This window comes from Pseudomonas sp. XP2 (assembly GCF_053557975.1).
Genome location: NZ_JBNRIK010000005.1, coordinates 186719 through 212635 on the forward strand (window position 1 = coordinate 186719; position 25917 = coordinate 212635).

General features: G+C 62.2%; 25 protein-coding genes and 1 tRNA gene. 4 read left to right on the forward strand and 22 right to left on the reverse strand.

The window, feature by feature from the left end:
• A partial coding sequence (uvrB, locus tag ACK1VC_RS08640) for an excinuclease ABC subunit UvrB (RefSeq protein ID WP_449117941.1) occupies window positions 1-1974 on the reverse strand: 1974 nt, incomplete at its 3' end.
• Between the two features lie 287 nt (window positions 1975-2261).
• On the opposite strand from uvrB, the gene ACK1VC_RS08645 reads away from it, so the two are divergent.
• Entirely contained in the window at window positions 2262-3458 is a 1197-nt protein-coding gene (locus ACK1VC_RS08645) for an amino acid aminotransferase (protein WP_016485500.1), read from the forward strand.
• A gap of 62 nt (window positions 3459-3520) precedes the next feature.
• A tRNA-Asn gene (locus ACK1VC_RS08650) sits at window positions 3521-3596 on the forward strand.
• Between the two features lie 58 nt (window positions 3597-3654).
• Here the strand turns inward: ACK1VC_RS08650 and ACK1VC_RS08655 are convergent.
• From ACK1VC_RS08655 to ACK1VC_RS08740, 18 genes are all read right to left on the reverse strand, one after another.
• On the reverse strand, window positions 3655-4056 hold the full coding sequence (locus ACK1VC_RS08655; protein ID WP_016485499.1) for a cupin domain-containing protein: 402 nt from the start codon (window positions 4054-4056) through the stop codon (window positions 3655-3657).
• A 192-nt stretch (window positions 4057-4248) separates the two neighbouring features.
• A complete protein-coding gene (locus ACK1VC_RS08660) occupies window positions 4249-4809 on the reverse strand; it encodes a DUF1285 domain-containing protein (RefSeq protein ID WP_191087408.1) in 561 nt (186 codons plus the stop codon).
• Window positions 4810-4819: 10 nt separating this feature from the next.
• The gene (locus ACK1VC_RS08665) at window positions 4820-5425 is read right to left on the reverse strand and encodes a DUF4823 domain-containing protein (protein WP_016485497.1); all 606 of its coding nucleotides are present in this window, start codon (window positions 5423-5425) and stop codon (window positions 4820-4822) included.
• 66 nt (window positions 5426-5491) lie between these two features.
• A complete protein-coding gene (locus ACK1VC_RS08670) occupies window positions 5492-6460 on the reverse strand; it encodes a GTP 3',8-cyclase MoaA (protein ID WP_191087407.1) in 969 nt (322 codons plus the stop codon).
• Window positions 6461-6566: 106 nt separating this feature from the next.
• A complete protein-coding gene (locus ACK1VC_RS08675; protein WP_016485495.1) occupies window positions 6567-7202 on the reverse strand; it encodes a TetR/AcrR family transcriptional regulator in 636 nt (211 codons plus the stop codon).
• A gap of 282 nt (window positions 7203-7484) precedes the next feature.
• Entirely contained in the window at window positions 7485-7682 is a 198-nt protein-coding gene (locus ACK1VC_RS08680) for a hypothetical protein (RefSeq protein WP_096425765.1), read from the reverse strand.
• A gap of 617 nt (window positions 7683-8299) precedes the next feature.
• On the reverse strand, window positions 8300-9082 hold the full coding sequence (locus ACK1VC_RS08685) for a TatD family hydrolase (protein WP_016485494.1): 783 nt from the start codon (window positions 9080-9082) through the stop codon (window positions 8300-8302).
• A gap of 30 nt (window positions 9083-9112) precedes the next feature.
• Window positions 9113-10099 (reverse strand): DNA polymerase III subunit delta', encoded by a 987-nt coding sequence (locus ACK1VC_RS08690; protein WP_016485493.1) that lies wholly within the window; start codon window positions 10097-10099, stop codon window positions 9113-9115.
• Window positions 10092-10724: a dTMP kinase gene (tmk, locus tag ACK1VC_RS08695; protein WP_016485492.1), complete on the reverse strand. Its 633-nt coding sequence runs from the start codon at window positions 10722-10724 to the stop codon at window positions 10092-10094. Before tmk ends, ACK1VC_RS08690 begins: the two co-directional genes overlap by 8 nt.
• 9 nt (window positions 10725-10733) lie before the next feature.
• Window positions 10734-11924: an endolytic transglycosylase MltG gene (mltG, locus tag ACK1VC_RS08700; RefSeq protein WP_016485491.1), complete on the reverse strand. Its 1191-nt coding sequence runs from the start codon at window positions 11922-11924 to the stop codon at window positions 10734-10736.
• Window positions 11925-11928: 4 nt separating this feature from the next.
• A complete protein-coding gene (gene pabC, locus ACK1VC_RS08705) occupies window positions 11929-12744 on the reverse strand; it encodes an aminodeoxychorismate lyase (RefSeq protein WP_016485490.1) in 816 nt (271 codons plus the stop codon).
• Entirely contained in the window at window positions 12744-13988 is a 1245-nt protein-coding gene (fabF, locus tag ACK1VC_RS08710) for a beta-ketoacyl-ACP synthase II (protein ID WP_012271164.1), read from the reverse strand. The genes pabC and fabF overlap by 1 nt, the downstream gene beginning before the upstream one ends.
• 189 nt (window positions 13989-14177) lie before the next feature.
• Window positions 14178-14414 carry an acyl carrier protein gene (acpP, locus tag ACK1VC_RS08715; protein ID WP_008096410.1) on the reverse strand — a complete coding sequence of 79 codons (237 nt, stop codon included), beginning with the start codon at window positions 14412-14414 and terminating at the stop codon, window positions 14178-14180.
• A gap of 203 nt (window positions 14415-14617) precedes the next feature.
• The gene (fabG, locus tag ACK1VC_RS08720; protein WP_016485489.1) at window positions 14618-15358 is read right to left on the reverse strand and encodes a 3-oxoacyl-ACP reductase FabG; all 741 of its coding nucleotides are present in this window, start codon (window positions 15356-15358) and stop codon (window positions 14618-14620) included.
• Between the two features lie 15 nt (window positions 15359-15373).
• Window positions 15374-16312, reverse strand: coding sequence for an ACP S-malonyltransferase (fabD, locus tag ACK1VC_RS08725; protein WP_083283763.1), 939 nt, complete (start codon window positions 16310-16312; stop codon window positions 15374-15376).
• Between the two features lie 127 nt (window positions 16313-16439).
• Window positions 16440-17450, reverse strand: coding sequence for a phosphate acyltransferase PlsX (plsX, locus tag ACK1VC_RS08730; protein WP_016485487.1), 1011 nt, complete (start codon window positions 17448-17450; stop codon window positions 16440-16442).
• Window positions 17451-17453: 3 nt separating this feature from the next.
• Entirely contained in the window at window positions 17454-17636 is a 183-nt protein-coding gene (rpmF, locus tag ACK1VC_RS08735) for a 50S ribosomal protein L32 (protein WP_016485486.1), read from the reverse strand.
• A 13-nt stretch (window positions 17637-17649) separates the two neighbouring features.
• Complete coding sequence (locus ACK1VC_RS08740) at window positions 17650-18177, reverse strand: YceD family protein (RefSeq protein ID WP_016500896.1); 528 nt, start codon at window positions 18175-18177, stop codon at window positions 17650-17652.
• A 96-nt stretch (window positions 18178-18273) separates the two neighbouring features.
• On the opposite strand from ACK1VC_RS08740, the gene ACK1VC_RS08745 reads away from it, so the two are divergent.
• Complete coding sequence (locus tag ACK1VC_RS08745; RefSeq protein WP_191087406.1) at window positions 18274-18852, forward strand: Maf family protein; 579 nt, start codon at window positions 18274-18276, stop codon at window positions 18850-18852.
• A 281-nt stretch (window positions 18853-19133) separates the two neighbouring features.
• Here the strand turns inward: ACK1VC_RS08745 and ACK1VC_RS08750 are convergent, their stop codons facing one another.
• The 3 genes from ACK1VC_RS08750 to rluC are packed head-to-tail and all read right to left on the reverse strand — an operon-like array spanning window position 19134 to window position 21764.
• Window positions 19134-20123, reverse strand: coding sequence for a S49 family peptidase (locus tag ACK1VC_RS08750; protein ID WP_016485483.1), 990 nt, complete (start codon window positions 20121-20123; stop codon window positions 19134-19136).
• A gap of 6 nt (window positions 20124-20129) precedes the next feature.
• Entirely contained in the window at window positions 20130-20804 is a 675-nt protein-coding gene (locus ACK1VC_RS08755) for an HAD family hydrolase (RefSeq protein WP_016485482.1), read from the reverse strand.
• Between the two features lie 3 nt (window positions 20805-20807).
• A complete protein-coding gene (rluC, locus tag ACK1VC_RS08760; RefSeq protein ID WP_024718201.1) occupies window positions 20808-21764 on the reverse strand; it encodes a 23S rRNA pseudouridine(955/2504/2580) synthase RluC in 957 nt (318 codons plus the stop codon).
• A 795-nt stretch (window positions 21765-22559) separates the two neighbouring features.
• Between rluC and rne the strand changes: the two genes are divergently transcribed.
• Entirely contained in the window at window positions 22560-25862 is a 3303-nt protein-coding gene (gene rne / locus ACK1VC_RS08765; protein ID WP_191087405.1) for a ribonuclease E, read from the forward strand.
• Window positions 25863-25917 lie beyond the last annotated feature (55 nt).

The window sequence follows — 25917 nt, forward strand, 5'->3', positions numbered from 1 at the left end:
GCGCAGCTGCGCCGCAGCTTCGAACTCCAGGTCGCGGGCGAGCTGCATCATCTTCTCTTCCAGCTGCTTGATGCGCTTGGTGATCTCGCCCGGTGTACGCAGCTCTGCCTCATAGCGGGCGCTCTCCTCTGCCGCCTTGGCCATGCCCTTGCGCTTTTTGCTGCGCGCGCCGGGCACGGTAGCGCCTTCCATGATGTCGGTGATGTCCTTGACCACACCCTTGGGCACGATACCGTTGGCTTCGTTGAAAGCGATCTGCTTTTCCCGGCGTCGCTCGGTTTCGTCAATTGCCCGCTGCATCGAGCCGGTAATATTGTCGGCGTACAGAATCGCCCGGCCATTGAGGTTACGCGCAGCACGGCCAATGGTCTGGATCAGGGAGCGCTCGGAACGCAGAAAACCTTCTTTGTCCGCATCCAGAATCGCCACCAGCGACACTTCTGGCATGTCCAGGCCTTCGCGCAGCAGGTTGATGCCCACCAGCACATCGAAAGTACCCAGGCGCAGGTCGCGGATGATCTCCACCCGCTCCACCGTGTCGATGTCCGAGTGCAGGTAGCGCACCCGCACATCGTGGTCGGCGAGGTAATCGGAAAGGTCCTCGGCCATGCGCTTGGTCAGCGTAGTGGCCAGCACCCGCTCCCCCACCGCCACGCGCTTGCGGATTTCCGACAGCAGGTCGTCTACCTGGGTCAGTGCCGGGCGTATCTCGACTTGCGGGTCGACCAGGCCGGTCGGGCGCACGACCTGCTCCACCACGCGCCCGGCATGCTCAGCCTCATAGGGGCCCGGGGTCGCGGAGACGAAGATGGTCTGCGGGCTGACGTCTTCCCATTCGTCGAAGCGCATCGGCCGGTTGTCCAGTGCCGAAGGCATGCGGAAGCCGTATTCGACCAGGGTTTCCTTGCGCGAACGGTCGCCCTTGTACATGGCGCCTACCTGCGGAACGCTGACGTGGGATTCGTCGATGACCAGCAGCGCATCGGCTGGCAGGTAGTCGTACAGGGTGGGTGGTGGCGCCCCGGCCGGGCGCCCGGACAGGTAGCGTGAATAGTTCTCGATGCCGTTGCAGTAGCCCAGCTCCATGATCATCTCAAGGTCGAAGCGGGTACGCTGCTCCAGGCGTTGCGCTTCTACCAGCTTGTTGGCCTTGTGCAGGTACTCAAGGCGCTCCTTGAGCTCTTCCTTGATGCCCTCCACGGCCTCCAGCAGGGTTTCCCGCGGGGTAACGTAGTGGCTCTTGGGGTAGAAGGTGAATCGCGGCAGCTTGCGGAAAACCTCGCCAGTGAGCGGGTCGAAGGCGGCTATGTTCTCCACCTCGTCATCGAACAGCTCGATGCGGATGGCCTCTAGGTCCGACTCGGCCGGGAAGATATCGATCACATCACCCCGCACGCGGAAAGTGGCACGGGCAAAGTCCATTTCGTTGCGGGTGTACTGCAGGTCGGCCAGGCGGCGCAGCAGTGCGCGCTGATCGAGCTTGTCGCCGCGGTCCACATGCAGGACCATTTTCAGGTAGGACTCGGGGCTGCCGAGGCCATAGATGCAAGACACGGTGGTGACGATGATTGCATCGCGCCGCTCCAGCAGCGCCTTGGTCGCGGACAGGCGCATCTGCTCGATGTGGTCGTTGATCGAGGCGTCCTTCTCGATGAAGGTGTCCGACGATGGTACGTAGGCCTCGGGCTGGTAGTAGTCGTAGTAGGAAACGAAATACTCCACCGCGTTGTTGGGGAAAAACGCCTTGAATTCGCCGTAGAGCTGCGCGGCCAGGGTCTTGTTCGGTGCCAGGACAAGTGTCGGGCGCTGCACCTGCGCGATGACGTTGGCGATGCTGAAGGTCTTGCCCGACCCGGTCACGCCGAGCAGCGTCTGGTGCGACAGCCCCGCTTCGATGCCTTCGACCATCTGACGGATGGCCTCTGGCTGGTCGCCGGCCGGCTGAAAACGGGTGACGAGCTGGAACTCGGACATGTTTGACCTCGCGGTGCTGCAGCAACTGTAAATTTAGCCAGTAGTCTATACCCAAATGCGGCTAGCTGGGGGCGCTTTCAAGGCTGGGCTGTGAGCGCTTGTTACAGTGGACCCGGCAATTAGACCAATGGTCGAAAAATATTTGCGCAAATAGCCGGAAAAGCTGTGCCAGAGTGTCGCAGTGACCGGACGGTATCACTATACTGACTCCCCGTTTGTGCACCGCTTCAGTGCATTCGGCTGGAGCGTGTACGCCCTATCACTCTCCAATCAGAGCCAAGGTAACAATGAGCCTGTTTTCCGCTGTCGAGCTGGCACCCCGCGACCCTATTCTGGGCCTCAACGAAGCATTCAACGCCGACCCACGTACCGATAAGGTCAACCTGGGCGTTGGCGTGTACTGCAATGAGGAAGGCCGCATTCCGCTGCTGCGCGCCGTGATCGAAGCCGAAACCCAGCGTGCCGCCCAGCACGCCTCGCGCGGCTACCTGCCGATCGACGGCATCGCCACTTATGACCAGGCCGTGCAAAAACTTATCTTTGGCGCCGAGTCGCCACTGCTGGCCGCTGGCCGCGTGGTCACCGTGCAAGCCGTTGGCGGCACCGGCGCGCTGAAGATCGGCGCCGACTTCCTCAAGCGCCTGTCGCCCAACGCTGTGGTAGCCATCAGCGACCCGAGCTGGGAAAACCACCGCGCACTGTTCGAGACTGCCGGCTTCCCGGTACAGAATTACCGCTACTACGACGCGCCAAGCAACGACGTCAACCGCGCGGGCATGCTGGAAGACCTGAACAACCTGCCGGCCGGCTCGATCGTGGTGCTGCATGCTTGCTGCCACAACCCGACCGGTGTCGACCTGGGCCTGGACGACTGGAAAAACGTCCTGGAAGTGGTCAAGGCCAAGGGCCATGTGCCGTTCCTGGACATGGCCTATCAGGGCTTTGGTGACGGCATCGCCGAAGATGCCTTCGCCGTGCGCCTGTTCGCCGAGTCGGGCCTGGAGTTCTTCGTTTCCAGCTCGTTCTCCAAGTCGTTCTCGCTGTACGGCGAGCGCGTTGGCGCACTGTCGATCGTCACCGCCTCGAAGGATGAGAGCACTCGCGTGCTGTCGCAGGTCAAGCGTGTGATCCGTACCACCTACTCCAACCCGCCGACCCATGGCGCAACCATCGTCGCTACCGTGCTGAACAGCGACGAACTGCGCCAAATGTGGGAAGCCGAGCTGGGCGAGATGCGCCAGCGCATCCACGGCATGCGTCAGCAAATGGTCAGCCTGCTGGCTGAATATGGCGCCAAGCGCGACTTCAGCTTCGTTGGCCGACAGGCAGGCATGTTCTCCTACTCGGGCCTGACCGTTGAACAGGTGGCCCGCCTGAAGAACGAGTTTGGCATCTACGCACTGGACACCGGCCGCATCGCGGTTGCCGCGCTGAACCAGAGCAACATCCACGTGGTAACCAAGGCCATCGTCGAAGTGCTGTAACCTGTTGATTTGCCTGGGAGAGGCTTGACTTCTTCCAGGCAGTCAGTAAGATACGCACAGATTCCGCGATAGCTCAGTCGGTAGAGCAAATGACTGTTAATCATTGGGTCCCTGGTTCGAGTCCAGGTCGCGGAGCCAAACATTGAAAAGCCCCCGGGTGCGCAAGCAACCGGGGGCTTTTTGCATTGCATCGGATTTACTGGCCCAGCGGCTCGGTCACTGGCTTGCCCTCGTCCACCAGGCTCCAGACCAGCAGCTTGGCGGGCTGGGTCTTGCTGGCATTGCGTGACACGCTGTGCACGGTGCCTGGCGCCTCGTACCAGTACTCACCGGCCTTGTAGGTCTTTTCCGGATCGTTGTTGAGCTTCGACACCACTGCCCCCTCCAGAACGTAGGCCATCACTGCGCCGGGGTGCTGATGCGCGGGCGATGCCTCGCCAGGGGCGTAGCTCACCGTAAGCATGACAGCCGTTTTGCCCGGGGCGTTCGAGGGTTGTTGCTGCTGCAGGACTTTGACCTGGTCGGCAACGTCGCCGTGGGCCCAGGCGGGGGCTTGGACGGCGAGCAGGGCAAAAAGGACGATAGCCAAGGGTTTCATGGCGGGCTTCTCCTGGATGACTAATGCCAGCAGGTTAGGCCTTCGTTGGCTGAAGACAAATGGCCAATTCGAGGTAAAAGCAGGGGGCCGATTTTACCTGTGCCGCCCGCTCCCACAAGTTCATTCGCCACAGGTGCTGTACCTGTGGGAGCGGGCATGCCCGCGAAGAGGCCGGTACAGGCAACCAAGAGCTCAGCTGCTACGCCCAATCGGGTAGAACACGCCTTGGCTCCAGACCCCCAGCCATTCCTCGCCGTCGATTGAACGCGCCACCGCCAGCTCTACCAACTGATAGAAAACATTGCGGTGAATCAGCGCCTCAAGGTTGCTGCGCATCAGCACATAGGGCGATGGCTCCTGCGTCACCGGGTCGATGACCACACGCAAAGGGTTGTCCGGCCCGGCGTCAACCTGGTCCTCGACATTGCTGGTGAAGCGCAGCACCTGCTGCTCCCCCTCCCCCAGCACCTCCAGAGCCACGGCCACAAATGGGGCATCGTCGACGCGGATGCCAACCTTTTCTACCGGGGTAATCAGGAAGTAGTCATCGCCATCGCGGCGAATGATCGTGGAAAACAACCGCACCATCGGTTTGCGCCCGATCGGCGTGCCCAGGTAATACCAGGTGCCATCGCGGGCAATGCGCATATCGATGTCACCGCAAAAATCCGGGTTCCACAGATGCACCGGCGGCAGGCCCTTGGCCTTGGGGATCTGTGCCAGAAGATCATTGGCCTTGCCGGAATCACTCATCACGCCTGCCTCATTCGCTCATACCCAGAAGGCTACGAGCGTACTCGCGCATCGGCGCACCAAGCAAATCCTCCGGGGTGTTGTCGTGGAACGTCAACAAACCGCCACGGCTCTTGATGCGTGCGGTGTCGATCAGGTAGCGGGTATTGGTTTCGATCAACATCATCTGCACCACGCCAGTGTCCCACCCCAGCCGGTCGACGGCCTGTTCGTCATACCACTCATCGCCATTGCCGATGCGGTCGTCGGTACGGGCGAAGCGGGTGTACAGGACGTAGTCGGCACCCACCGAGCGTGCCTGGGCAATGGCGTCTTCCAGGCCCAATGGGCCTTGGGCGCGGCGCACCAACGGGAAATACTCGACAAAGCTCTTGAAGGCCTCGTCAGCCACCGCATTCTGCCGTGGCACCGGCCCCTTGCCCGGCGGCACGAATGCGCCCTGGCCGATGAAAATGAACGAATCGGGCTGCAGGCGGATCGACAGGGTACGCCGGGTATCGCTGTGGTCCAGCAGACCGGCATCGCTCATGTGATAGCGGACGCCTTCGCCCATATCGCTGACATTCATGCAGCCGCCCAGCGCCATCAGCGCCAGCAGCAAGACCAGGCTACGCATCTTTCCTCCAGTGGCCGGCGACGAAAAACCGGCGAATAGCAGGCGGATGCAGCTTTTGCGCCAGCTTCAGCCGCCAATCACCTTCATCACCATCACATCACCGGAAAACGCCAGGTCCTGCTTGTCTGCCAGCGCCTTGACCAACAGGCGCTGCAGGGCCGGAAGGGCCTGATGACGCGGCTTTTCCAGCAGGTCACCGACGAAGTGGCGATTGCTCGAAGACAGGCAGCCATGCAACCAGCCCGTGGAGGACAGGCGCAAGCGCGAGCAGGTACGGCAAAACGGCACGCTCTCGTTGGCGATGATGCCGAAGTGACCAATGCCCGGGATTTCATAGCGCAGGGCTGTAGCGTCCAGCGGCGCATCGACCTGGACATAGGCATACTTGCCGCCGATCAGCGCCAGCAACTGGTCGAGCCCGACGAACTGCTGCACAAAGGCATTGTGCTCACGGGCCAGGTGGCCCATGCGCATGAGTTCTATGAAGCGCAACTCGAAGCCGCGCTCCAGGCAGTAATCCAGCAGCGGCAATACCTGGTCGAGGTTGTGCCCGCGCATTGGCACCATGTTCACCTTGATTCGCATGCCCAGCGCAGTGGCCTGCTCCATACCCGCCAGCACACTGGCCAGGTCGCCGCCCCGGGCAATGCGGCGGAAGGCCTGGGGGTCGAGAGTGTCGAGGGAAACATTCAGACGTCGCATACCCGCCGCTTGCAGCTGGGGCAGCTTGCGTGCCAACAGCTGGCCATTGGTGGTCAGCGAGATATCGTCGAGGTCGAGCTTGGCCACTGCGGCCAGAAAGGCATCCAGGCGCGGGCTGACCAGCGGCTCACCCCCTGTGATGCGTAGGCGCTCGATACCCGCCGCTTCGATCAGGTAAGCCACGCCGCGGGCCAGGGCATCTGCCGAGAGCTCGTCTTGCGCCGCCACCAGGCGTTTGCCGTCGGGCACGCAGTAGGTGCAGGCATAATTGCAAGCAGCCGTCAGGCTGACGCGCAGGTTGCGAAAGCGCCTGCCTTGACGATCGACAATCATGAATGACTCCGGCATGGATGATAGGGGCAGGCGAAACCTGACTCATAAATCAGGTTTTTGCAAGCCCCCGCACCCTGCCGGTTTCAGCGTCAAGTGACGGAACGCTTCAGTTCGTCGGTTCCGGATCGCGTTTGCGTTTGTTGCCCATGCGCACACCGATGTCCATCAGGAACTGGAAGAAACCTTCCTGATCCTCAAGCACATTGCTCCAGAACGGCGAGTGGTACAGCGCAACGGCGCCGTGCACCAGCGCCCAGGCGGCGCAGTAATGGAAATACGGCGGTACGTCTTCGAGCTTGCCTTCGCTGATGCGGCCCTTGATCAGCTGAGTCAGGCGATCGAAGTTGGAGGCACGGATACTGTGCAGTTGCTCGACCATTTCCGGCACCTGGTTGCCCTTGACCACCTTCTCTTCCAGGCGATCGAACAACCGGTAACGTTGCGGGTCGCGCATGCGGAACTCGAAGTAGGCGCGTGACAGGGCTTCCTTGTCACGGTCGACGTCGGCCGAGTGCAACAGTTCGTTCAGGTCGCGCTCATAGTCGAGCATCAGGCGCAGGTAGATTTCCGCCTTTGACTTGAAATGCTTGTAGATCGTGCCTTTGCCGATACCCACGGCGTCGGCGATCATTTCGACAGTGACGCTGTCCTCACCCTGTTCGAGAAACAGCTTGAGCGCGGTGTCGAGGATTTCCTGTTCGCGACGGCGAAACTCACGGACCTTACGAGGTTCTTTCTGCATGGGAAGGACTGGATGACAATCGAAGCGGTTTATTATGCCTAACTTGCAAGAAATTGCACGGATCATCCACGCATGTCTGTGTTTCACCATGCTTACTGCCATGCGCTGTGGAAGGATTGAAACCTCGGCGTATTCCAAATTTGTTTAAAAAACGACCAATATACGCTGGCACTGCGCCAAACCTGACCAATACTTGAAGTGTTGGCGCGGCGCATCCCCCCCAAGTGGCGCGCCGATAAAGGTGCTCAGGGACCGCGTACCTTTGTTTTACTCCTAATGGTCTTAACCCGGATTCCCCCCCCAGAACCCGGGTTTTTTTTGCTTGCGCGACGGGTCGCACAGCGACCCGCACTCCCCGCTCGAGGTTGTGCTGTACCGTGATTTTGATTTTGTTTTTTGATTTTGTATTTTGATTTTGATTTTGATCTTCGCGACTTCAGTAGGCCGAACGCAGGCCTTGCGGAGGGAGGTGACGGGCATGGATGCCCGTCAAGCGCTGGGCCCCAGGATGGGGCCTGCAGCGCGGTCCTCCCGGGAGCGAGGCCGCAGTGAGGGAACCCCGGAGCGCAGCGTAGGGGCCGGATGATGGGAGCGCAGCGTTTTTTGGTTACTTTTTGTCGCGTCTGACAAAAAGTGACTCGCCGTAAGGGCGAAAAGGTGAGTTAGTGTCGCTATCGCAAATGGCCTATGCGCGAGCTAAAAACCAGCACTGTTTCGCTGTTCGCTGTTCGCGTTCAGGTGTGGGCATCAACAATGAGTCAACATTCATTTTCAAAGGTGGCGCCAAATCACCTTTCCGCCCTTACGGCGGGTCACTTTTTGTCAAACGCGACAAAAAGTAACCAAAAAACGCTGCGCTCCCATCATCCGGCCCCTACGCTGCGCTCCGGGGTCCCCTCGCTCCGGGCTTGCTCCCGGGAGGACCGCGCTGCAGGCCCCATCCTGGGGCCCAGCGCTTGACGGGCATCCATGCCCGTCACCTCCCTCCGCAAGCCCTGCGCTCGGCCTCCTGAAGTCGCAATCTGCGTTGCCTGAGCTACCGCGCGCTTAGAAGCCAAAGCAAGAGCAAGAGCAAGAGCACTCAAGCTCGTGGGCCATCAGGCCACCCGCGCCAACGGGAACAACCGCTTGAAGTTGGCAGTAGTCTGCTCAGCCAGTTGGTCATAACTGGCGCCCCGCAACGAAGCCACATACTCCGCCACTTCCCGTACATACTGCGGAAGGTTCGGCTTGCCACGGTACGGAATGGGTGCCAGATACGGCGAATCGGTCTCGACCAGCAAACGATCGACCGGCACCTGCCGAGCCACTTCACGCAGGGCATCGGCGTTGCGGAAGGTTACGATGCCAGACAGCGAGATGTAATACCCAAGGTCCAGCGCGGCCTTGGCCATCTCCCAGTCTTCGGTGAAGCAATGCAGCACGCCAGCCTGTGGCAGGTTGGCTTCACGCAGCAGCGCCAGGGTATCGGCACGTGCCGCCCGGGTGTGCACGATGACCGGCTTGCCGGTCTGCCGCGAGGCTTCCAGGTGCAGGCGGAACGAAGCCTGCTGCAGCTCGGCAGCTTCCGGCTCATAGTGGTAATCCAGCCCGGTTTCACCTATCGCCACCACATGGGGGTGGGCCAGTTCGCGCAGCAACCATTCCAGCGCCGGGGTTTCACCCGGCGCCAGGTCAAGCGGGTGCACGCCCACCGAGCAATCGACATCGGCGTACTGCTCGCTCAACGCCTTCACGGCACCGGCGTTTTCGGCACTGACGCCAATACACAGAAAATGACCGACCCCACGCTCACGCGCTGCCTGCAAAGCGGCATCGAGGGAGCCCTGGTGGGCGCTCAGGTCAAGACGGTCGAGGTGGCAATGGGAATCTACGAGCATAGGATGACGACACACATGAAAAAGTGAAAATCAGCGGGTACCGGGCAGTTGCAGCCAGTGAGCCAGCAGCGATTCGAGCAGCAGGGCGCGGTTGAGGTTGGCCTTGCCCAGCACCTTCTGACGCTGCTCCAGGATCCAGGCCTGCACCTCCAGCACTTTGGCCTGGCGGCTCTTCTGCGCCAGGTATTGCACCACCTTGCGCATATCAGCCAAGCCTAACCCCTCCTCGTCCTGGGTCAACTGGTAGCGCAGGATCAGATGCGACCAATCGCAGAACCAGTCGAACAGCAACAGCAGTGGCACGCCGTTCCAGGCATCGGCCAGCTGGCTGGGCGATTGCTGCTGCTTGATCAGCTTCTTCACCCCGTCAGTAACCAGCGCACGTTGCTCGCGCACACCTTGTGCCTGCAGGCTGACCGCCATCAATGGCGAACCGGCAGCCAGCGTCAGTAGCTCGTCACGCTCGGCCTCGTCACTGTCAGGCAACGCACCCGCCAGCCAGGCCTGGCTCTGGGCCAGGCTTGGCTGCGGGCACGCCACCTGCTGGCAGCGGCTCTTGATAGTCGGCAACAAGCGGCTGGGCTGGTGCGTGACCAGCAGCAGCACCGTGTCGCCAGATGGCTCTTCGAGGCTTTTGAGCAGCGCGTTGGAGGCGTTGACGTTCATCGCCTCGACAGGCTCGATCAGCACCACCTTGCGCCCACCCAATTGCGCAGTTTGCACCACGAACGCCACCAGCTCGCGCACTTGGTCGACCTTGATCGGTTTGTCGGCCTCTTCAGGCTCAAGCACAAAATTGTCCGGGTGGCTGCCGGCCTTGAGCAACATGCAGGCCTTGCACCCGCCGCAGGCATCCAGCCCTTGGGGCTGCTGGCACAGCAGGCGGGCCATCAGGCGTTCGGCCATGGCCCGCTTGCCGATACCCTGCGGCCCGTGCAGCAGGTAGGCGTGCGCGTGCTGGCTGCGGCCGGCCAGCTGCTGCCAAATAGCCTGCTGCCAGGGGTAGGCGTCAGCCACGGCAACGCTCCACAATCGCCGGGAGTAGCACATCGATAGCGCGCTGCACGGCCTCCAGCGATTGTGCGGCATCGAGCAGGCTGTAGCGCTGCGGCTCGCGCTGGGCGCGCTGCAGGTAAGCCTGGCGTACAGCTTCGAAGAACGCCTGGCCCTCCTGCTCGAAACGGTCCAGGCGGCCGCGGGCGGCAGCACGGGCCAAGCCCACTTCCACTGGCAGGTCGAAAACCAAGGTCAGGTCCGGGCGCAGGTCACCCTGGACGAATTGCTCCAGGGTGGCGATGCGCTCGACCGACAAACCGCGCCCACCGCCCTGATAGGCATAGGTAGCGTCGGTGAAGCGGTCACACAGCACCACGGCGCCGCGGGCCAGCGCCGGGCGGATTACCTGCGCGAGGTGTTGGGCGCGCGCCGCGAACACCAGCAACAGTTCGGTGTCGGCCGCCATGCTTTCATCGGTGGGGGCCAGCAGCAGCTCGCGCACTTTTTCGGCCAGCGGCGTACCACCCGGCTCACGGGTCAGCACGACATCCAGGCCCTGCTCGCGCAAGCGTGCAGCCAGGTAGTCGCGGTTGGTGCTCTTGCCCGCACCTTCGGGGCCTTCCAGCGTAATAAACAAGCCGCTCACAGGCAGTCCTTAATGTTGTTCGTCAGGCGTCGGCCGTTCGGCCGCTTGAGCGCCGCCAGCAGGGGCGTCCTGCACAGGCGGCGCTTCGGGTGATGGCTGCGCAGCCGGCTCGTCAGTTGCAGGCACCTGGGGCTGGGCGTCGTCAGTACCCGGCTGTGCCTCTTGCTGCGGTGCGGGGCTGGAGCGGTAGCCTGCACGTCGCTTGAGCTGGAACTCACGCACCGCCGAGTTATGGTCGTCGAGGTCGTCGGAGAACACATGGCTGCCATCGCCGCGGGCGACGAAGTACAAGCTGGTGCCATCGGAAGGGTTGAGCGCCGCGTGAATCGCTTCACGGCCGACCATGGCAATCGGCGTGGGCGGCAACCCCGTCATGGTATAGGTGTTGTAGGGTGTCGGTTCGCGCAGATCGGCGCGGGTAATCTTGCCGTTGTACCGCTCACCCATGCCGTAGATCACCGTCGGATCGGTCTGCAGCATCATGCCCAGGCGCAGGCGCCGCACAAATACACCGGCAATCTGCCCACGCTCCTGGGGGATACCGGTTTCCTTTTCCACCAGCGACGCCATGATCAACGCCTGGTACGGATCGCGATACGGCAGGTCGGTGGTGCGCTCGGCCCATTCCTTTGCCAGCACTTCGTCCAGGCGCATGTAGGCCTGCTGCAGCAGCTCGACATCGCTCATGCCACGTACAAAGCGGTAGGTGTCCGGGAAAAAGCGCCCTTCCGGGAACACACCGGTATGGCCGAGCTTGTCCATCACCTCGGAATCCGACAGGCCGTCCAGGGTATGCTTGATTTTTTCATGCTTGGCCACGGCCGAGCGTACCTGACGGAAGGTCCAGCCTTCCACCAGGGTGAGGTTGTATTGCACCACGTCGGCCCGGCGCCAGGCGTCGAACAACTGTTCGACCGTCATGCCTGGGGTAAGGCGATACTCGCCGGTGTGCAGGGCAGTGCCTGCCATGTTGAAGCGCCAGTACAAGCGCAACCAGACGGCGTCGTCCAGCAAACCTTCTTGCTCCATGCGATAGAACATGCGGTTTGGGTTGGTGCCATTGGGCACGTCGAGCAGGCGCTCCTGCGTCACGTGCAAGGGCTGCTCAAGGACCGAGTTGACCTTCCAGGCCGACCAGCCAAGCGCCAACCCGGCAATGATCAGGCCCATTTCCAGCAGTAGCAGGAATTTACGTCTCACGAATTCAGGTTTCCAGTAACGTACGGGCAACGGCCTGCAGTTTACGGGTGAGCGGGCCAGGCGACCAGTTTAGCGCGGCTACGCCTCGCACGGGCCAGATGCCGTAAACGCTATTGCAAACAAATACTTCATCTGCCTGCTCCAACGCGTCGAACGGCAGGTCACATACCTGCGCCGGAATGCCCAGCAGCGCGGCCTGTTCCAGCAGTGCCGCACGCATCACCCCGGCCACACCACAACGGCTGAGGTCGGCAGTCAGCAGCACGCCATCACGCACCAGGAACAGATTGCTGTACACCCCTTCGATCAGCCTGCCCTGCCCGTCACGCATCAGGCCTTCGGCATGGTCGCTGTCCTGCCATTCGGCACGGGCCAGCACCTGCTCCAGGCGGTTGAGGTGTTTGAGGCCGGCCAGCAGCGGTTGTTCCCCAAGCCGGGTCTGGCACAGGAACAAGCGCACGCCCTGCTCGGCATGCTCGACAGGATAGCCGGGTAACGGGCTGCCCTGCAGAATTCGCCGCGGCGCAGCACCGGCAACCGGCGCATAGCCACGCTGGCTGTCACCACGGGTAAGGATGAGTTTGGCTACACCGTCACCGAGCTGGCTGGCATAGCGCAGGAGTTCGTCGCGCACCAGCACCAGGTCGGCGCTGAGCGCCAGGCGCTGGCAACCCAGCGCCAGGCGTGCAAGGTGGCCTTCCAGCAAGCGGGGCTGGCCACCACGCACAGCGATGGTTTCAAACAGCCCATCGCCGTAGGCCAGGCCGCGGTTCTGCAGGTTGACTGCACCCGCAGGCTGGCCATCGACCCAGCTCTGCATCAACCGGCGAACCGGCGGAACACCAGCGAGCCGTTGGTGCCACCGAAGCCGAACGAGTTGGACAGCACCACGTCGATCGGCATGCTGCGCGCCTGGTGCGGCACGAAGTCGAGGTCGCAACCTTCGTCCGGTTCGTCCAGGTTGATGGTGGGCGGGGCCATCTGGCTGTTGATCGCCAGCACACTGAAGATCGCTTCCACCGCGCCTGCGGCGCCCAGCAGGTGGCCGGTCATCGACTTGGTCGAACTGACAGCCAGCTTGTAGGCATGTTCACCGAATACGCGCTTGATCGCGGCCACTTCGGCCACGTCGCCCGCAGGGGTCGAGGTACCGTGGGCGTTGATGTAGCTGACCTCTTCCGGCTGGATACCGGCATCGCGCAAGGCGTTGGCCATGCAGCGGGCAGCACCCTCGCCGGTGTCGGGTGGCGAAGTCATGTGGTAGGCGTCGCCGCTCATGCCAAAGCCAACCAGCTCGGCATAGATGGTCGCACCACGGGCCTTGGCGTGTTCCAGCTCTTCGAGTACCAGGGCACCGGCACCGTCGGACAATACAAAGCCGTCACGGCCCTTGTCCCACGGGCGGCTGGCCCGGCTGGGCTCGTCGTTGCGGGTGGACAACGCACGGGAGGCACCGAAGCCGCCCATGCCCAGGCCACAGGCAGCCATCTCTGCGCCACCTGCAATCATCACGTCAGCTTCACCGTAGGCGATATTGCGCGCTGCCATGCCGATGCAATGGGTGCCGGTGGTGCAGGCGGTGGCAATGGCGTAGTTCGGCCCCTGCAGGCCCAGGTGGATCGACAGGAACCCGGAGATCATGTTGATGATCGAGCCCGGCACAAAGAACGGGGAAATGCGACGCGGCCCCGAATCGTGCAGCGTACGGCTGGTTTCCTCGATATTGGTCAGGCCGCCGATTCCCGAGCCCATGGCCACGCCAATGCGCTCACGGTTGGCGTCGGTGACCTCCAGGCCGGCATTTCGCACCGCCTGGAAACCGGCCGCCAGGCCGTACTGGATGAACAGGTCAAGCTTGCGGGCCTCTTTGGCCGACAGGTATTGCTCAACCTCGAAGCCTTTCACCGAGCCGCCAAAACGGGTGGAGTAAGCAGACAGGTCCGTGTGTTCGATCGGACCAATGCCACTGCGGCCAGCCAGAATGCCCTGCCAGGTGCTCGGTACATCGGTACCCAGTGGCGACAGCATACCCATACCGGTGACCACGACGCGTCTACGCGACACAGTACTCTCCTTTTCTAATAACAGAGTCTCTTGCGATTACATTCAAGCGCTGGAATGGAATGGCAACAGGCTCTTGGTGCGCGGTGAGCGAAGCCGGCTCGCCAAAAAGCAGCACGTTCGCAAAGAAAAAACCGCACGCCGGCAAAGGCAGTGCGGTTTTTCTCGTCAAGTAGCGACGACTACAGCGTCTTAGGCCTTGTGGCTGTTGACGTAGTCGATAGCGGCTTGAACGGTAGTGATTTTCTCGGCTTCTTCGTCAGGGATTTCGGTCTCGAATTCCTCTTCCAGAGCCATCACCAGCTCAACGGTGTCAAGCGAATCGGCACCCAGGTCATCGACGAAGGACTTCTCGTTAGTCACTTCCTCTTCCTTCACGCCCAGTTGCTCGGCGACGATTTTCTTGACGCGTTCTTCGATGGTGCTCATACCTAGTTTTCACTCCTAATGGATATATGTCAGGCAGCTGGCCGGTGGCTAATTTTATAGAAAGACGTTCGCTTTTCAAGCTAAACGCACTCTCAGGCTAGACACCCTACCCGCTGCCTGGAATCTGGTTGCAGCTTTATAACGGATTTTAGGCTCGCAGTATGACTCTTTTTTTACGAAATCCGTCACATTGAGTTGCAGTGTTACATGTACATCCCGCCGTTGACCGGCACGGTAGCGCCGGTCACGTAGGCTGCACCGTCGGACGCCAGGAACGACACCACCTTGGCGATTTCGTCGGCCTGGCCCAGGCGGCCCAGCGGAATCTGGGTTTGCAGGGCTTCACGCTGCGCTTCTGGCAGCTCGCGGGTCATGTCGGTGTCGATGAAGCCCGGAGTCACCGAGTTTACGGTGATGCCACGCGAGCCCACTTCACGCGCCAGGGCGCGGCTGAAGCCTTCCAGGCCAGCCTTGGCGGCGGCGTAGTTGGCCTGGCCCGCGTTACCCATGGCACCGACGACCGAGCCGATGCTGATGATACGACCCCAACGTGCCTTGGTCATGCCACGCAGCACGCCCTTGGACAGACGGTAGAGGCTGTTCAGGTTGGTGTCGATCACGTCGAACCATTCGTCGTCCTTCATGCGCAGCATGAGGTTGTCGCGGGTGATACCGGCGTTGTTGACCAGGATGGCCGGCGCGCCAAACTGCTCGGCGATTGCACCCAAAACAGTTTCAACGGATTCGGCGCTGGTCACGTTCAGTTCCATGCCGGTGCCGGTGATACCGTGCTCTTTCAGGGTGGCAGCAATACGCTCGGCGCCGGAGGCCGAAGTGGCGGTACCGATCACGGTCGCGCCCTGGCGGCCCAGCTCGAGGGCGATGGCCTGGCCAATGCCACGGCTGGCGCCGGTGACCAGTGCAACTTTACCTTGCAGGCTCATGCAAGCTTCTCCAAATCAGGCCAGTGCCGCGCGGGTGGCGGCAACGGCGTCAGGGGTATTGAGGTTGTAGGTGGTCACGCCGTCGGCGCAACGCTTGTTCAGGCCAGCCAGGACCTTGCCCGGGCCGCACTCGACCAGGTTGACCGCACCGTTGGCAGCCAGGGTCTGCACGCACTCGACCCAACGCACAGGCTGGTACAGCTGTGCCAGCAGGTCATGCTTGAGGGCATCGAGGTCAGGGGCAATGGCAGCGGTGACGTTCTGCACCACCGGAATTTGTGGCGCCTTCCATTCGATGGCGTTCACGTTCTCGGCGAAACGCTCGGCGGCCGGCTTCATCAGGGCACAGTGCGACGGTACGCTGACCGCCAGTGGCAGGGCGCGCTTGGCACCAGCCTCTTTGCACAGCTCCATGGCACGGTCCACCGCAGCCTTGTTGCCAGCAATCACAACCTGGCCCGGCGAGTTGAAGTTCACCGCGCTGACCACTTCGTCTTCGGCCGCCCTACCACAGATCTCGACCACCACGGCGTCATCCAGGCCGAGGATTGCGGCCATGGCGCCATGGCCGGCCGGGACGGCTTCCTGCATCAGCTGGCCGCGACGCTCGACCAAGCGCACGGCATCTTTCAGCGACAGGCTGCCTGCGGCAACCAGGGCGCTGTATTCACCCAGGCTGTGACCAGAAACGAAAGCCGGCGTGGCGCCGCCCTCCTCCAGCCACAGGCGCCACAGCGCGATGGAAGCGGTGAGGATCGCAGGCTGAGTCTTGTCGGTTTGATTGAGTTGTTCTTCCGGGCCTTCCTGGACCAGCTTCCACAGGTCGTAACCCAGAGCGTCGGAGGCCTCCTTGAAGGTCTCAACGATCACCGGCTTTTCGGCGCCCAGTTCCTTGAGCATGCCCAGGGACTGGGAACCTTGACCGGGGAAGACGAATGCGAGGGATGCAGACATTGAACAAGCCCTTATGATCTTGTCGTCGAATGAGGTGCGCCGAGCCGTGGGCTGGACGCAGAATCTGAAAACTTGGATGAATACGCAGACCAAGCGGTCACATTTAAGCACTTCATCGGCGAAATGCCTAAGGCAACAAATCTTCGAGGCGGCCATGCAGGCGCTGCGGCAGGTTTTCCTGAATCTCGATCAACGCCCGCTGGATAGCACTCTGGAAGCCCTGCACGCCTGCCGAGCCATGGCTCTTGATGACGATACCCTGCAACCCCAGAAAGCTCGCACCGTTGTGCCGCGCCGGCGCCAGGTCGGCCTGCAGGCGCTTGAGCAACGGCATGGCCATGGCCCCGGCAACGCGGGCAAAAGCACCGCCCTTGAACAGTTTTTCGATGCGCGCACCGATCATCGTCGCCAGGCCCTCGCTGGACTTGAGCAGGATGTTGCCGACAAAACCGTCGCACACCACCACGTCCGCCTCCCCTCTGTACAGGCCATCCCCTTCGACGAAACCGACATAGTTGAGGCCGCGAGCGTTCTGCAACAGCGTGGCCGCCAGCTTTACCTGCTGATTACCCTTGATGTCCTCGGTGCCGATGTTAAGCAATGCCACCCGCGGCCGATGCACACCCAGGGCCTGGGCGGCCACCGAGCCCATCACTGCGAACTGATAGAGGTTTTCTGCACTGCAGTCGACGTTGGCGCCGAGGTCGAGCAACTGACAGTAACCCGCCTGGGTGGGAATCGCCGCCACCATGGCTGGCCGATCGATACCCGGCAAGGTCTTGAGCACGAAGCGTGACAGCGCCATCAGCGCCCCGGTGTTGCCGGCACTGACGCAGGCCTGGGCCTTGCCGTCGCGCACCAGTTCGAGGGCGATGCGCATCGACGAGTCCGGCTTGCCGCGTAGCGCCTGCGATGGCCGCTCGTCCATACCGATCACCTCACTGGCGGCGACAATCTGCAGGCGCGCGCGATCCGCAGCTGCAAGGCCACTGACAAGATCTTCTAGGAGGGAGGGTTGACCGACGAGGGTCAGGTGCAGCGAGGGGGTAGCCGAAAGGCAGGCAATGCTAGCCTGGACAATGCTGCGGGGACCGAAGTCCCCGCCCATTGCGTCGATCGCGATGATCTGAGCAGACAAGGATTACTCGTCAGCGCCCTTATCGATCACTTTACGACCACGGTATACGCCTTCTGGCGAAACGTGGTGACGCAGGTGAATTTCACCGGTGGTCTTTTCTACCGACAGCGCGTTTTCCGACAGGGCGTCGTGCGAACGGCGCATGTCACGGGCAGAGCGGGATTTTTTGTTCTGCTGAACAGCCATAATTGATTAACTCCTAAACGTTTGGGTCACGCTTTAACTGCGCCAAAACACTGAACGGGTTGGACCGCGATACCTCGTCCTTGCTCGATTCGGGCTCGTCTGCGCCCGCCGGCTGCTGGCATTCTTCCGGATGGTGAGCAGGCACGATTGGCAAGGCGAGCAGAAGCTCTTCCTCGACCAATGCCTGCAGATCCAAAGGATCTTCGCCCAGTTCCAGCACGTCATAGCCTTTCGGCAACGACTGGGTATTCGCACCCTCCTTCACCACAGCGTATGTACATTCGCTGTAGATCGGCAGGGTGACCAGCTCAAGACAACGCTGGCAAACCATCTTGACCTCGACGTTCAGCTCGGTGTGGATAACCACTACGTGCTGCTCATCTCGTTCAAAATCGAACTTCGCCTGCACCGTACCGACATTGTCGGAAAGCGGGTCGCAGAGTCTTTCCAAATCAGCGAGTTGCAGCGAACCGTTAAGGGTTACGCCACGATCGGCTAATTTGCGCGGGTCAACGTGAGGTGGAATCGGGTCATTCAACATAGGCGCAGCATTCTAGGGATGCCCCCCGCCCCTGTCAAAGGAAATTAGGCGGCATCGTGCGTGATAGGATTGGTTCAACCGAACCCGGAGTCTACCATGCTTCCTTTGTTACTGGCTTCCAGCTCTGCCTACCGCCGCGAACTGCTCACACGCCTGCGCCTGCCCTTCACCTGGGCAAGCCCTGATATAGACGAACAGCGACAGCATGACGAGCCCGCCGTGGACCTGGTGCGCCGACTGGCCAGGCAAAAGGCCGAGGCATTGGCGGGCAGCCACCCCGGGCACCTGATCATCGGCTCGGACCAGGTTGCGGTGCTGGGCGAACAGGTACTGGGCAAGCCGCACACCTTCGAGCGGGCTTGCGAGCAACTGCTGGAGTGCAGCGGTCAGCAGGTGAGTTTTCTGACCGGGCTGGCACTGCTGAACAGCGCCACCGGGCACTGCCAGGTGGATTGCGTGCCGTTTACCGTGACGATGCGCGAGCTGAGCCGCGAGCGGGTGGAACGCTATGTGGCGGCGGAACAACCACTGGATTGCGCGGGGAGCTTCAAGGCGGAGGGGCTGGGGGTGAGTTTGTTTCAGAGCACCCATGGGTGCGATTCGACCAGCCTGATCGGGCTGCCGTTGATTCGACTGGTGGATATGTTGACCCGGGAGGGGGTGGTTGTCCCTTGAGCCTGGCTCGAGATTTTCTGCGCCTGTGAGACCGAGCGCCGCCCGCGCGGCGCTTCGCGGGGCAAGCCCGCCCCCACATCTGTTTCAGGCCAATTTCTCCTGTCACCATTGGCGCGCGGACCCTTTGGCGCATGACACGATATCGCGTCGTACCTCCAAGGGGGCGCGCACCAATGGCTCAGGACTGACCGGCCCAAAACAAATGTGGGAGCGGGCTTGCCCCGCGAAGCGCCGCACGGGCGGCGCTCGATCTCACAGGCGCCGCAAAATGCACGCCGAACTCAACGCAACTGTGGCCCCTGGAACCCCATCCACATCGCCAGGTGCTCAGCCACGCTGGCACCTACGCGCTTGGAGAAGCGATCGAAAGGCGATTCCTGAACGGTAAAGTCCACCAGCTCCTTCTCGCCAACAATCTCACGTGCCACATAGCTGGCACTGCCCAGCCCATCCACCAAGCCCAGCGCCTTGGCCTGCTCGCCCGACCAGACCAGGCCGCTGAACAACTCAGGATGTTCCTTGTCCTTCAAGCGTTCGCCACGTCCCTGCTTGACCATGGCAATGAACTGCTGGTGCGTGGTATCCAGCACACCCTGCCAGAACCGGGTTTCTTCGGGCTTTTCAGGCGAGAACGGATCAAGGAAGGCCTTGTGCTCACCCGAGGTGTAGGCGCGCCGCTCCACGCCCAGCTTTTCCATGGTGCCAACAAAACCGTAACCGGCCGCCGTCACACCAATGGAGCCCACCAGGCTGGCTTTATCGGCGTAGATTTCGTCCGCCGCACTGGCAATGTAATAGGCACCAGAAGCGCCGAGATCGGCGATGACTGCATACAGCTTGATAGCCGGGTATTCAGCACGCAGGCGGCGGATTTCGTCGTACACGTAACCCGCCTGCACCGGACTGCCACCCGGGCTGTTGATGCGCATTACCACCGCCTTGGTCTTGCTGTCCTTGAACGCCTCGCGCAGGCTCTTGACGATATTGTCCGCGCTGGCGGCCTCCTGATCGGCAATCACCCCGCGCACCTCGACCAGCGCGGTATGGCTGGCACTGCGCGATGCCGCCTTGTCGAAATCCATCAGCGGCGTGAACAACGCCAGGAAGCCGAACAGGTAGATGAAAGTCAGCAGCTTGAAGAAGATCCCCCAGCGCCGCGCCCGGCGCTGCTCCTGCACACTGGCCAGCAAGGTCTTTTCCAGCAGCTGCCAGCTCTTGCGCCCTTCGCGCTCCTCGGGTTCGGCCTCGGGGGCTTTCCATTCGTCTGCCATGCTTACCTACCTTGGAAGTGGAATTGCGGAACCACCCAGCCACTCGCGCAGCTGGGAAAAATGATCGATGCACACCTGCGGACCAAACTCGGCCAGCGCCTGCAGCGGCATGGCACCATAGCCCACCGCCACCGAATGCATCCCGGCATTGCTGGCCATCTGCAGGTCGAATGCCGAATCTCCGACCATCAGCGCACGCGCCGGTTCGACGCCGCAATGGCCGAGGATTTCCTCGAGCATCAGCGGGTGCGGCTTGCCACGGGTTTCGTCGGCAGCACGGGTGATGTCGAAGAACTGCTCCCAGCCATTGGCCTTGAGCACCCGGTCCAGCCCGCGACGCGCCTTGCCCGTAGCCACCGCCAGGCGGTAACCCTCGGCACGAAAGGCATCCAGCGACTCGACCACGCCCTCGAACAGTGGCGAAGGCTGCTGATCCAGCGCCATGTAGATATCAGCATAGTGCTGACGGAAGCTGTCGACCTGCGCAGGTGCCAGGTGCGGGTACAGGGTATGGATCGCCTCACCCAGGGCCAGACCGATGATGCCCTTGACCGCATCCTCACGGCTGGCGACCTCGCCGGCACGCTCGGCGGCGGCATTCATGGCCTCGACAATACGCCCGATAGAATCGGCCAGGGTACCGTCCCAGTCGAAGATCAGTAGCTCATAGCCTTTCTTCATGGATCAGGACGCACTCAGACGTTCAATGGTTTTCGCCCAGACTTCATCCACAGGCGCTTCAAGTTTCAGCTCACCACCATCCGGCAGCGGCACGGTCAGCGCATAGGCATGCAAGAACAGGCGCTTGCCCCCCAGCTCGCGAATTTCGCGGCTGAAGTCTTCGTCACCGTACTTGCTGTCACCGGCAATCATGTGCCCCGCATGCAGGGTATGCACGCGAATCTGGTGGGTACGCCCCGTGATCGGACGGGCCTCGACAATGGTGGCGAACTCGCCAAAGCGGCGGAGCACGCGGAACAGGGTCAACGCGTCCTTGCCCTCTTCGTTCACTTCAACCATGCGCTCGCCGGAGCGCAGGTTGCTCTTGAGCAACGGCGCATTCACCTGCTTCTTCGACGTCGGCCAGTGGCCGCGCACCAGCGCCATATAGCGCTTGTCGACCCCGTCACCGCGCAGGGCGGCATGCAAGTGGCGCAGCATGCTGCGCTTCTTGGCAATCATCAGCAGGCCAGAGGTGTCGCGGTCCAGGCGGTGCACCAGTTCGAGCTCCTTGGCGTCCGGGCGCAGCTGGCGCAGTGCCTCGATCACACCAAAGCTCAGGCCGCTACCGCCATGCACGGCAATGCCGGACGGCTTGTTCATCACGATCAGCGCCTTGTCTTCGTAGACAATGGCCGCCTCAAGGCGCTGCAGCAGGCCCTGGGCCACCGGTGCCGGCTCGTCACGCTCCGGCAGGCGGACGGGCGGCACCCTCACGATGTCGCCGGCCTGGATCTTGTACTCAGGCTTTACCCGACCCTTGTTCACCCGCACTTCACCCTTGCGCAGGATGCGGTAGACCAGCGTTTTGGGCACGCCCTTGAGGGCCGTGATGAGGAAATTATCAATGCGTTGGCCGGCAAGCTCCGGCGCGACTTCGATCAGCTGAACGCCGGAAGTCGGAGGGGTATTGGTCGTCATTGCGGGATCATAACAATTTTTTATGGAATTGAAGCACTTAATCATTGCTGCTATAGTCGCGAACGCCGCCAAAAGCGGCAGGCCAGCGGCAACAGGCTTTCAGCCGGCCCTGACCAACGCAATTCTCCAGGACGCGAGGCCGTCCTACGGGGTGTTCGCCAGTTTACCGAATTGCCTGGAATCGCCACCAGCGCCGTGTAGAGAAGACCGAAAAAAAACGACAAGCGCGGTGTTTCACCTGCTTACCCGATTCTTTTCGCAGCCCCTCTGCCCGCCCCGTCGCTTCCACGCAACGCACGGCGAATGCTTCGGAAATACCTGCCTTGGATATGAATGGCGCCAGTGCAGTACCTGCAGTGGCGAAAAATGCAACCCGTTGCGGATTCAGCGCGCGGCAGCACCCGAATTATCAGGGATACGTGCAGGGTGGAGATGCACAGCCCTCGGACCGTGTAGCACCGCGTCCGGCCACCAGCCCACTGACGGCTGGCGAGCGGATAAGGTCCTGAACAGATGCCCCCGGGCGTCCACGGCTGAAGGTTGATTCCTCCTCCTGACTGAGTGCACAAGGCCCGCTTGGTTGATTCGATCTCCATTCGAAGCCACCGGGGCCTTGTTGGCACCGCAGCAAACAGGACGCGTCGTCGCGACAACGGCAGGCTGGGCAACTGGCTGGTGCCGAACGTCGCTCGACACGGGGGTGGCCCGGCCACCCTTTGCGCACCTTGGCACCGACCATGAGAAGTCGTGTGTGCCGAACGCCGTTTCCGGCAGCCCGGAAACCGACGGTACAACATGAAAAGAATGCTGATTAACGCAACTCAACCCGAAGAGTTGCGTGTAGCCCTGGTGGATGGCCAACGCCTCTACGACCTGGACATCGAGTCTGGTGCGCGCGAGCAGAAAAAGGCCAACATCTACAAAGGCAAGATCACCCGCATCGAACCCAGCCTCGAAGCCGCCTTCGTCGACTTCGGTTCCGAACGTCACGGCTTCCTGCCGCTGAAAGAAATCTCCCGCGAATACTTCAAGAAAGCCCCCGAAGGCCGGGTGAACATCAAGGAAGTGCTCAGCGAAGGCCAGGAAGTCATCGTCCAGGTCGAGAAGGAAGAGCGCGGCAACAAAGGCGCAGCCCTCACCACCTTCATCAGCCTGGCAGGTCGTTACCTGGTGCTGATGCCCAACAACCCACGTGCCGGCGGCATCTCCCGCCGCATCGAAGGCGAAGAGCGCAACGAACTGCGCGAAGCCCTGAACGGCCTGACCGTGCCGGGCGACATGGGCCTGATCGTGCGCACTGCCGGCCTTGGCCGCAGCAGCGAAGAAATGCAGTGGGACCTCGACTACCTGCTGCAGCTGTGGACTGCCATCAAGGAAGCGTCCCTGGACCGCGCTGCGCCATTCCTGATTTATCAGGAAAGCAACGTCATCATCCGCGCTATCCGCGACTATCTGCGCCAGGACATCGGCGAAGTGCTTATCGACAGCATCGATGCCCAGGAAGAAGCCCTGACCTTCATCCGCCAGGTAATGCCGCAGTACGCCAGCAAGGTGAAGCTGTACGAAGACAGCGTACCGCTGTTCAACCGCTTCCAGATTGAAAGCCAGATCGAAACCGCCTTCCAGCGCGTGGTCGACCTGCCGTCCGGTGGTTCGATCGTGATCGACCCGACCGAAGCCCTGGTGTCCATCGACATCAACTCGGCGCGGGCCACCAAAGGCAGCGACATCGAAGAAACCGCCCTGCAGACCAACCTGGAAGCGGCCGAGGAAATCGCCCGCCAGCTGCGCCTGCGTGACATTGGCGGCCTGATCGTCATCGACTTCATCGACATGACCCCGGCGAAAAACCAGCGTGCCGTGGAAGAGCGCGTACGCGAGTGCCTGGAGGCAGACCGTGCCCGTGTTCAGGTCGGCCGCATTTCGCGCTTCGGCCTGCTGGAAATGTCCCGTCAGCGCCTGCGCCCATCGCTGGGCGAAAGCAGCGGCATCGTCTGCCCACGCTGCTCCGGCACAGGCATCATCCGTGACGTCGAATCGCTGTCGCTGGCCATCCTGCGCCTGATCGAAGAAGAAGCCCTGAAGGACCGCACCGCCGAAGTACGCGCACAAGTGCCGATCCCGGTGGCCGCATTCCTGCTCAACGAGAAACGTAACTCGATCACCAAGATCGAACTGCGCACCCGCGCACGCATCATCATCCTGCCGAACGATCACCTGGAAACCCCGCACTTCGAAGTCCAGCGCCTGCGCGACGACAACCCGGAAGTGCTGAACAACCAGTCCAGCTACGAGATCGCCGCCACCGAGACCGAAGAGGCACCGCAGCAGACCGCCACCCGCACCCTGGTTCGCCAGGAAGCGGCGGTCAAGACCGCACCGGCCCGCACCAGTGCGCCAGTACCGGCTGCTGAAGAGCCACAGGCTGTCGCCCCGGCTGCCCCAGCCCCGAGCGCCCCAGAGCCAAGCCTGTTCAAAGGCCTGGTGAAGTCGCTGGTCAGCCTGTTCGCCGGCAAGGAAGAACCTGCTGCTGCCCCGGTCGTCGCCGAGAAACCGGCTGCCGAGCGCAGCCCGCGCAACGAAGAGCGCCGCAACGGCCGTCAGCAGAGCCGCAACCGCAACGGCCGCCGTGACGAAGAGCGCAAGCCGCGTGAAGAACGTGCCGAGCGCGCCCCGCGCGAAGAACGCCAGCCACGTGAGGAGCGTGCACCACGCGAAGAACGTGCACCACGTGAAGATCGCGCCCCACGCGAAGAACGTGCACCACGTGAAGATCGCGCCCCACGCGAAGAGCGTGCACCGCGCGAAGAACGCGCCCCACGCCAGCCGCGCGAAGACCGTCGCAGCAACCGTGGCGAAGAACGCGTACGCGAGCTGCGCGAGCCGCTGGATGCCACCCCGCCAGCCGAACGCGAAGAGCGTCAGCCACGTGAAGAGCGTGTAGCCCGTGAAGAACGTGCTCCACGTGAAGAGCGCGCACCTCGCGAAGAACGTGCCCCGCGTGAAGAGCGCGCACCTCGCGAAGAACGTGCCCCGCGTGAAGAGCGCGCACCTCGTGAAGATCGCGCCCCACGTGAAGAACGTGCTCCGCGTGAAGAACGCGCACCTCGCGAAGAACGTGCCCCGCGCCCACCGCGCGAAGAGCGCCAGCCACGTGTAGCGGAAGAAGCGGCCGAGCAGGCTGCCGAACTGGCCGAAGAGCAACTGCCGAACGAAGAGTTGCTGCAAGACGAACAGGAAGGCACCGATGGCGAGCGCCCGCGCCGCCGCTCCCGTGGTCAGCGTCGTCGCAGTAACCGTCGTGAGCGCCAGCGCAACGCCAATGGCGAGCTGATCGACGGTGGCGAAGAGGACGAAGGCAGCGAAGAGCAGCCACAACAGCACAAGGCCACCGAGCTGGGTGCCGAACTGGCCGCCGGCCTCGCCGTGATTGCCACTGTTGCCAGCAGCAACATCAGCGCCGACGCCGAAGCCCAGGCCAACCAGCAGGCCGAACGTGCCACCGCCGAAGTCGCTACCGCTGCAGAGGCCGACAACCGCGAGGCCGCCCAGCCGGCCGAGCAAGCTGAAAAGGTCGAGCAGGTCGAGGCCGTCGCCAAGGCTGAAGAAGTTGCCGTGGCCCCAGTGGTCGAGCAGCCTGTCAGCCAGCCGGTAATCGTGGCCGAGGTCACTGCCGAGCCAGTGGTCGAAGTTGCTCCGCAGCCAGTGGTTGACGAAGCACCTGCAGCCGAGCCTGCGATCATCGCAGAGGCACCTGTTGAAGCGCCTGCCGTCGAAGCGGGTGAAATCGAACAGGCTCCGGCCGTGACTGACACCGCTCCAGCTGCCGAGCAGCCTGCACCGGTTGTCGAAGCCCAGCCAGAAGTGGTGGCCGAGCCTGCCCCTGTGGTGGTCGAGCCTGCGCAAGTCGAAGCCCCGGTTGAGGCAGAACCTGCCACTGTCATGCTGGCCAACGGCCGCGCGCCGAACGACCCGCGTGAAGTGCGCCGCCGCAAGCGTGAGGCCGAGGCCGCTGCCAAAGCCGCCCAGGAAGCTGCTGCAGCCTCCCAGGAACCCGCCCTGGAAGCCGCCGATGAGCACAAGCCTCATCACGGTTGATAGCCAAGGCTGAATGAAAAAGCCCCGCCAGTGCGAACTGGCGGGGCTTTTTCTT

Coding starts and splice junctions, on each gene's coding strand:
- ACK1VC_RS08645 (WP_016485500.1), top strand. CDS start 2,262: ATGAGCCTGTTTTCCGCTGTCGAGCTGGCACCCCGCGACCCTATTCTG.
- ACK1VC_RS08655 (WP_016485499.1), bottom strand. CDS start 4,056: ATGAAACCCTTGGCTATCGTCCTTTTTGCCCTGCTCGCCGTCCAAGCC.
- ACK1VC_RS08660 (WP_191087408.1), bottom strand. CDS start 4,809: ATGAGTGATTCCGGCAAGGCCAATGATCTTCTGGCACAGATCCCCAAG.
- ACK1VC_RS08665 (WP_016485497.1), bottom strand. CDS start 5,425: ATGCGTAGCCTGGTCTTGCTGCTGGCGCTGATGGCGCTGGGCGGCTGC.
- ACK1VC_RS08670 (WP_191087407.1), bottom strand. CDS start 6,460: ATGATTGTCGATCGTCAAGGCAGGCGCTTTCGCAACCTGCGCGTCAGC.
- ACK1VC_RS08675 (WP_016485495.1), bottom strand. CDS start 7,202: ATGCAGAAAGAACCTCGTAAGGTCCGTGAGTTTCGCCGTCGCGAACAG.
- ACK1VC_RS08680 (WP_096425765.1), bottom strand. CDS start 7,682: ATGCCCGTCACCTCCCTCCGCAAGGCCTGCGTTCGGCCTACTGAAGTC.
- ACK1VC_RS08685 (WP_016485494.1), bottom strand. CDS start 9,082: ATGCTCGTAGATTCCCATTGCCACCTCGACCGTCTTGACCTGAGCGCC.
- pabC (WP_016485490.1), bottom strand. CDS start 12,744: ATGCAGAGCTGGGTCGATGGCCAGCCTGCGGGTGCAGTCAACCTGCAG.
- acpP (WP_008096410.1), bottom strand. CDS start 14,414: ATGAGCACCATCGAAGAACGCGTCAAGAAAATCGTCGCCGAGCAACTG.
- fabG (WP_016485489.1), bottom strand. CDS start 15,358: ATGAGCCTGCAAGGTAAAGTTGCACTGGTCACCGGCGCCAGCCGTGGC.
- fabD (WP_083283763.1), bottom strand. CDS start 16,312: ATGTCTGCATCCCTCGCATTCGTCTTCCCCGGTCAAGGTTCCCAGTCC.
- rpmF (WP_016485486.1), bottom strand. CDS start 17,636: ATGGCTGTTCAGCAGAACAAAAAATCCCGCTCTGCCCGTGACATGCGC.
- ACK1VC_RS08740 (WP_016500896.1), bottom strand. CDS start 18,177: ATGTTGAATGACCCGATTCCACCTCACGTTGACCCGCGCAAATTAGCC.
- ACK1VC_RS08745 (WP_191087406.1), top strand. CDS start 18,274: ATGCTTCCTTTGTTACTGGCTTCCAGCTCTGCCTACCGCCGCGAACTG.
- ACK1VC_RS08750 (WP_016485483.1), bottom strand. CDS start 20,123: ATGGCAGACGAATGGAAAGCCCCCGAGGCCGAACCCGAGGAGCGCGAA.
- ACK1VC_RS08755 (WP_016485482.1), bottom strand. CDS start 20,804: ATGAAGAAAGGCTATGAGCTACTGATCTTCGACTGGGACGGTACCCTG.
- rluC (WP_024718201.1), bottom strand. CDS start 21,764: ATGACGACCAATACCCCTCCGACTTCCGGCGTTCAGCTGATCGAAGTC.
- rne (WP_191087405.1), top strand. CDS start 22,560: ATGAAAAGAATGCTGATTAACGCAACTCAACCCGAAGAGTTGCGTGTA.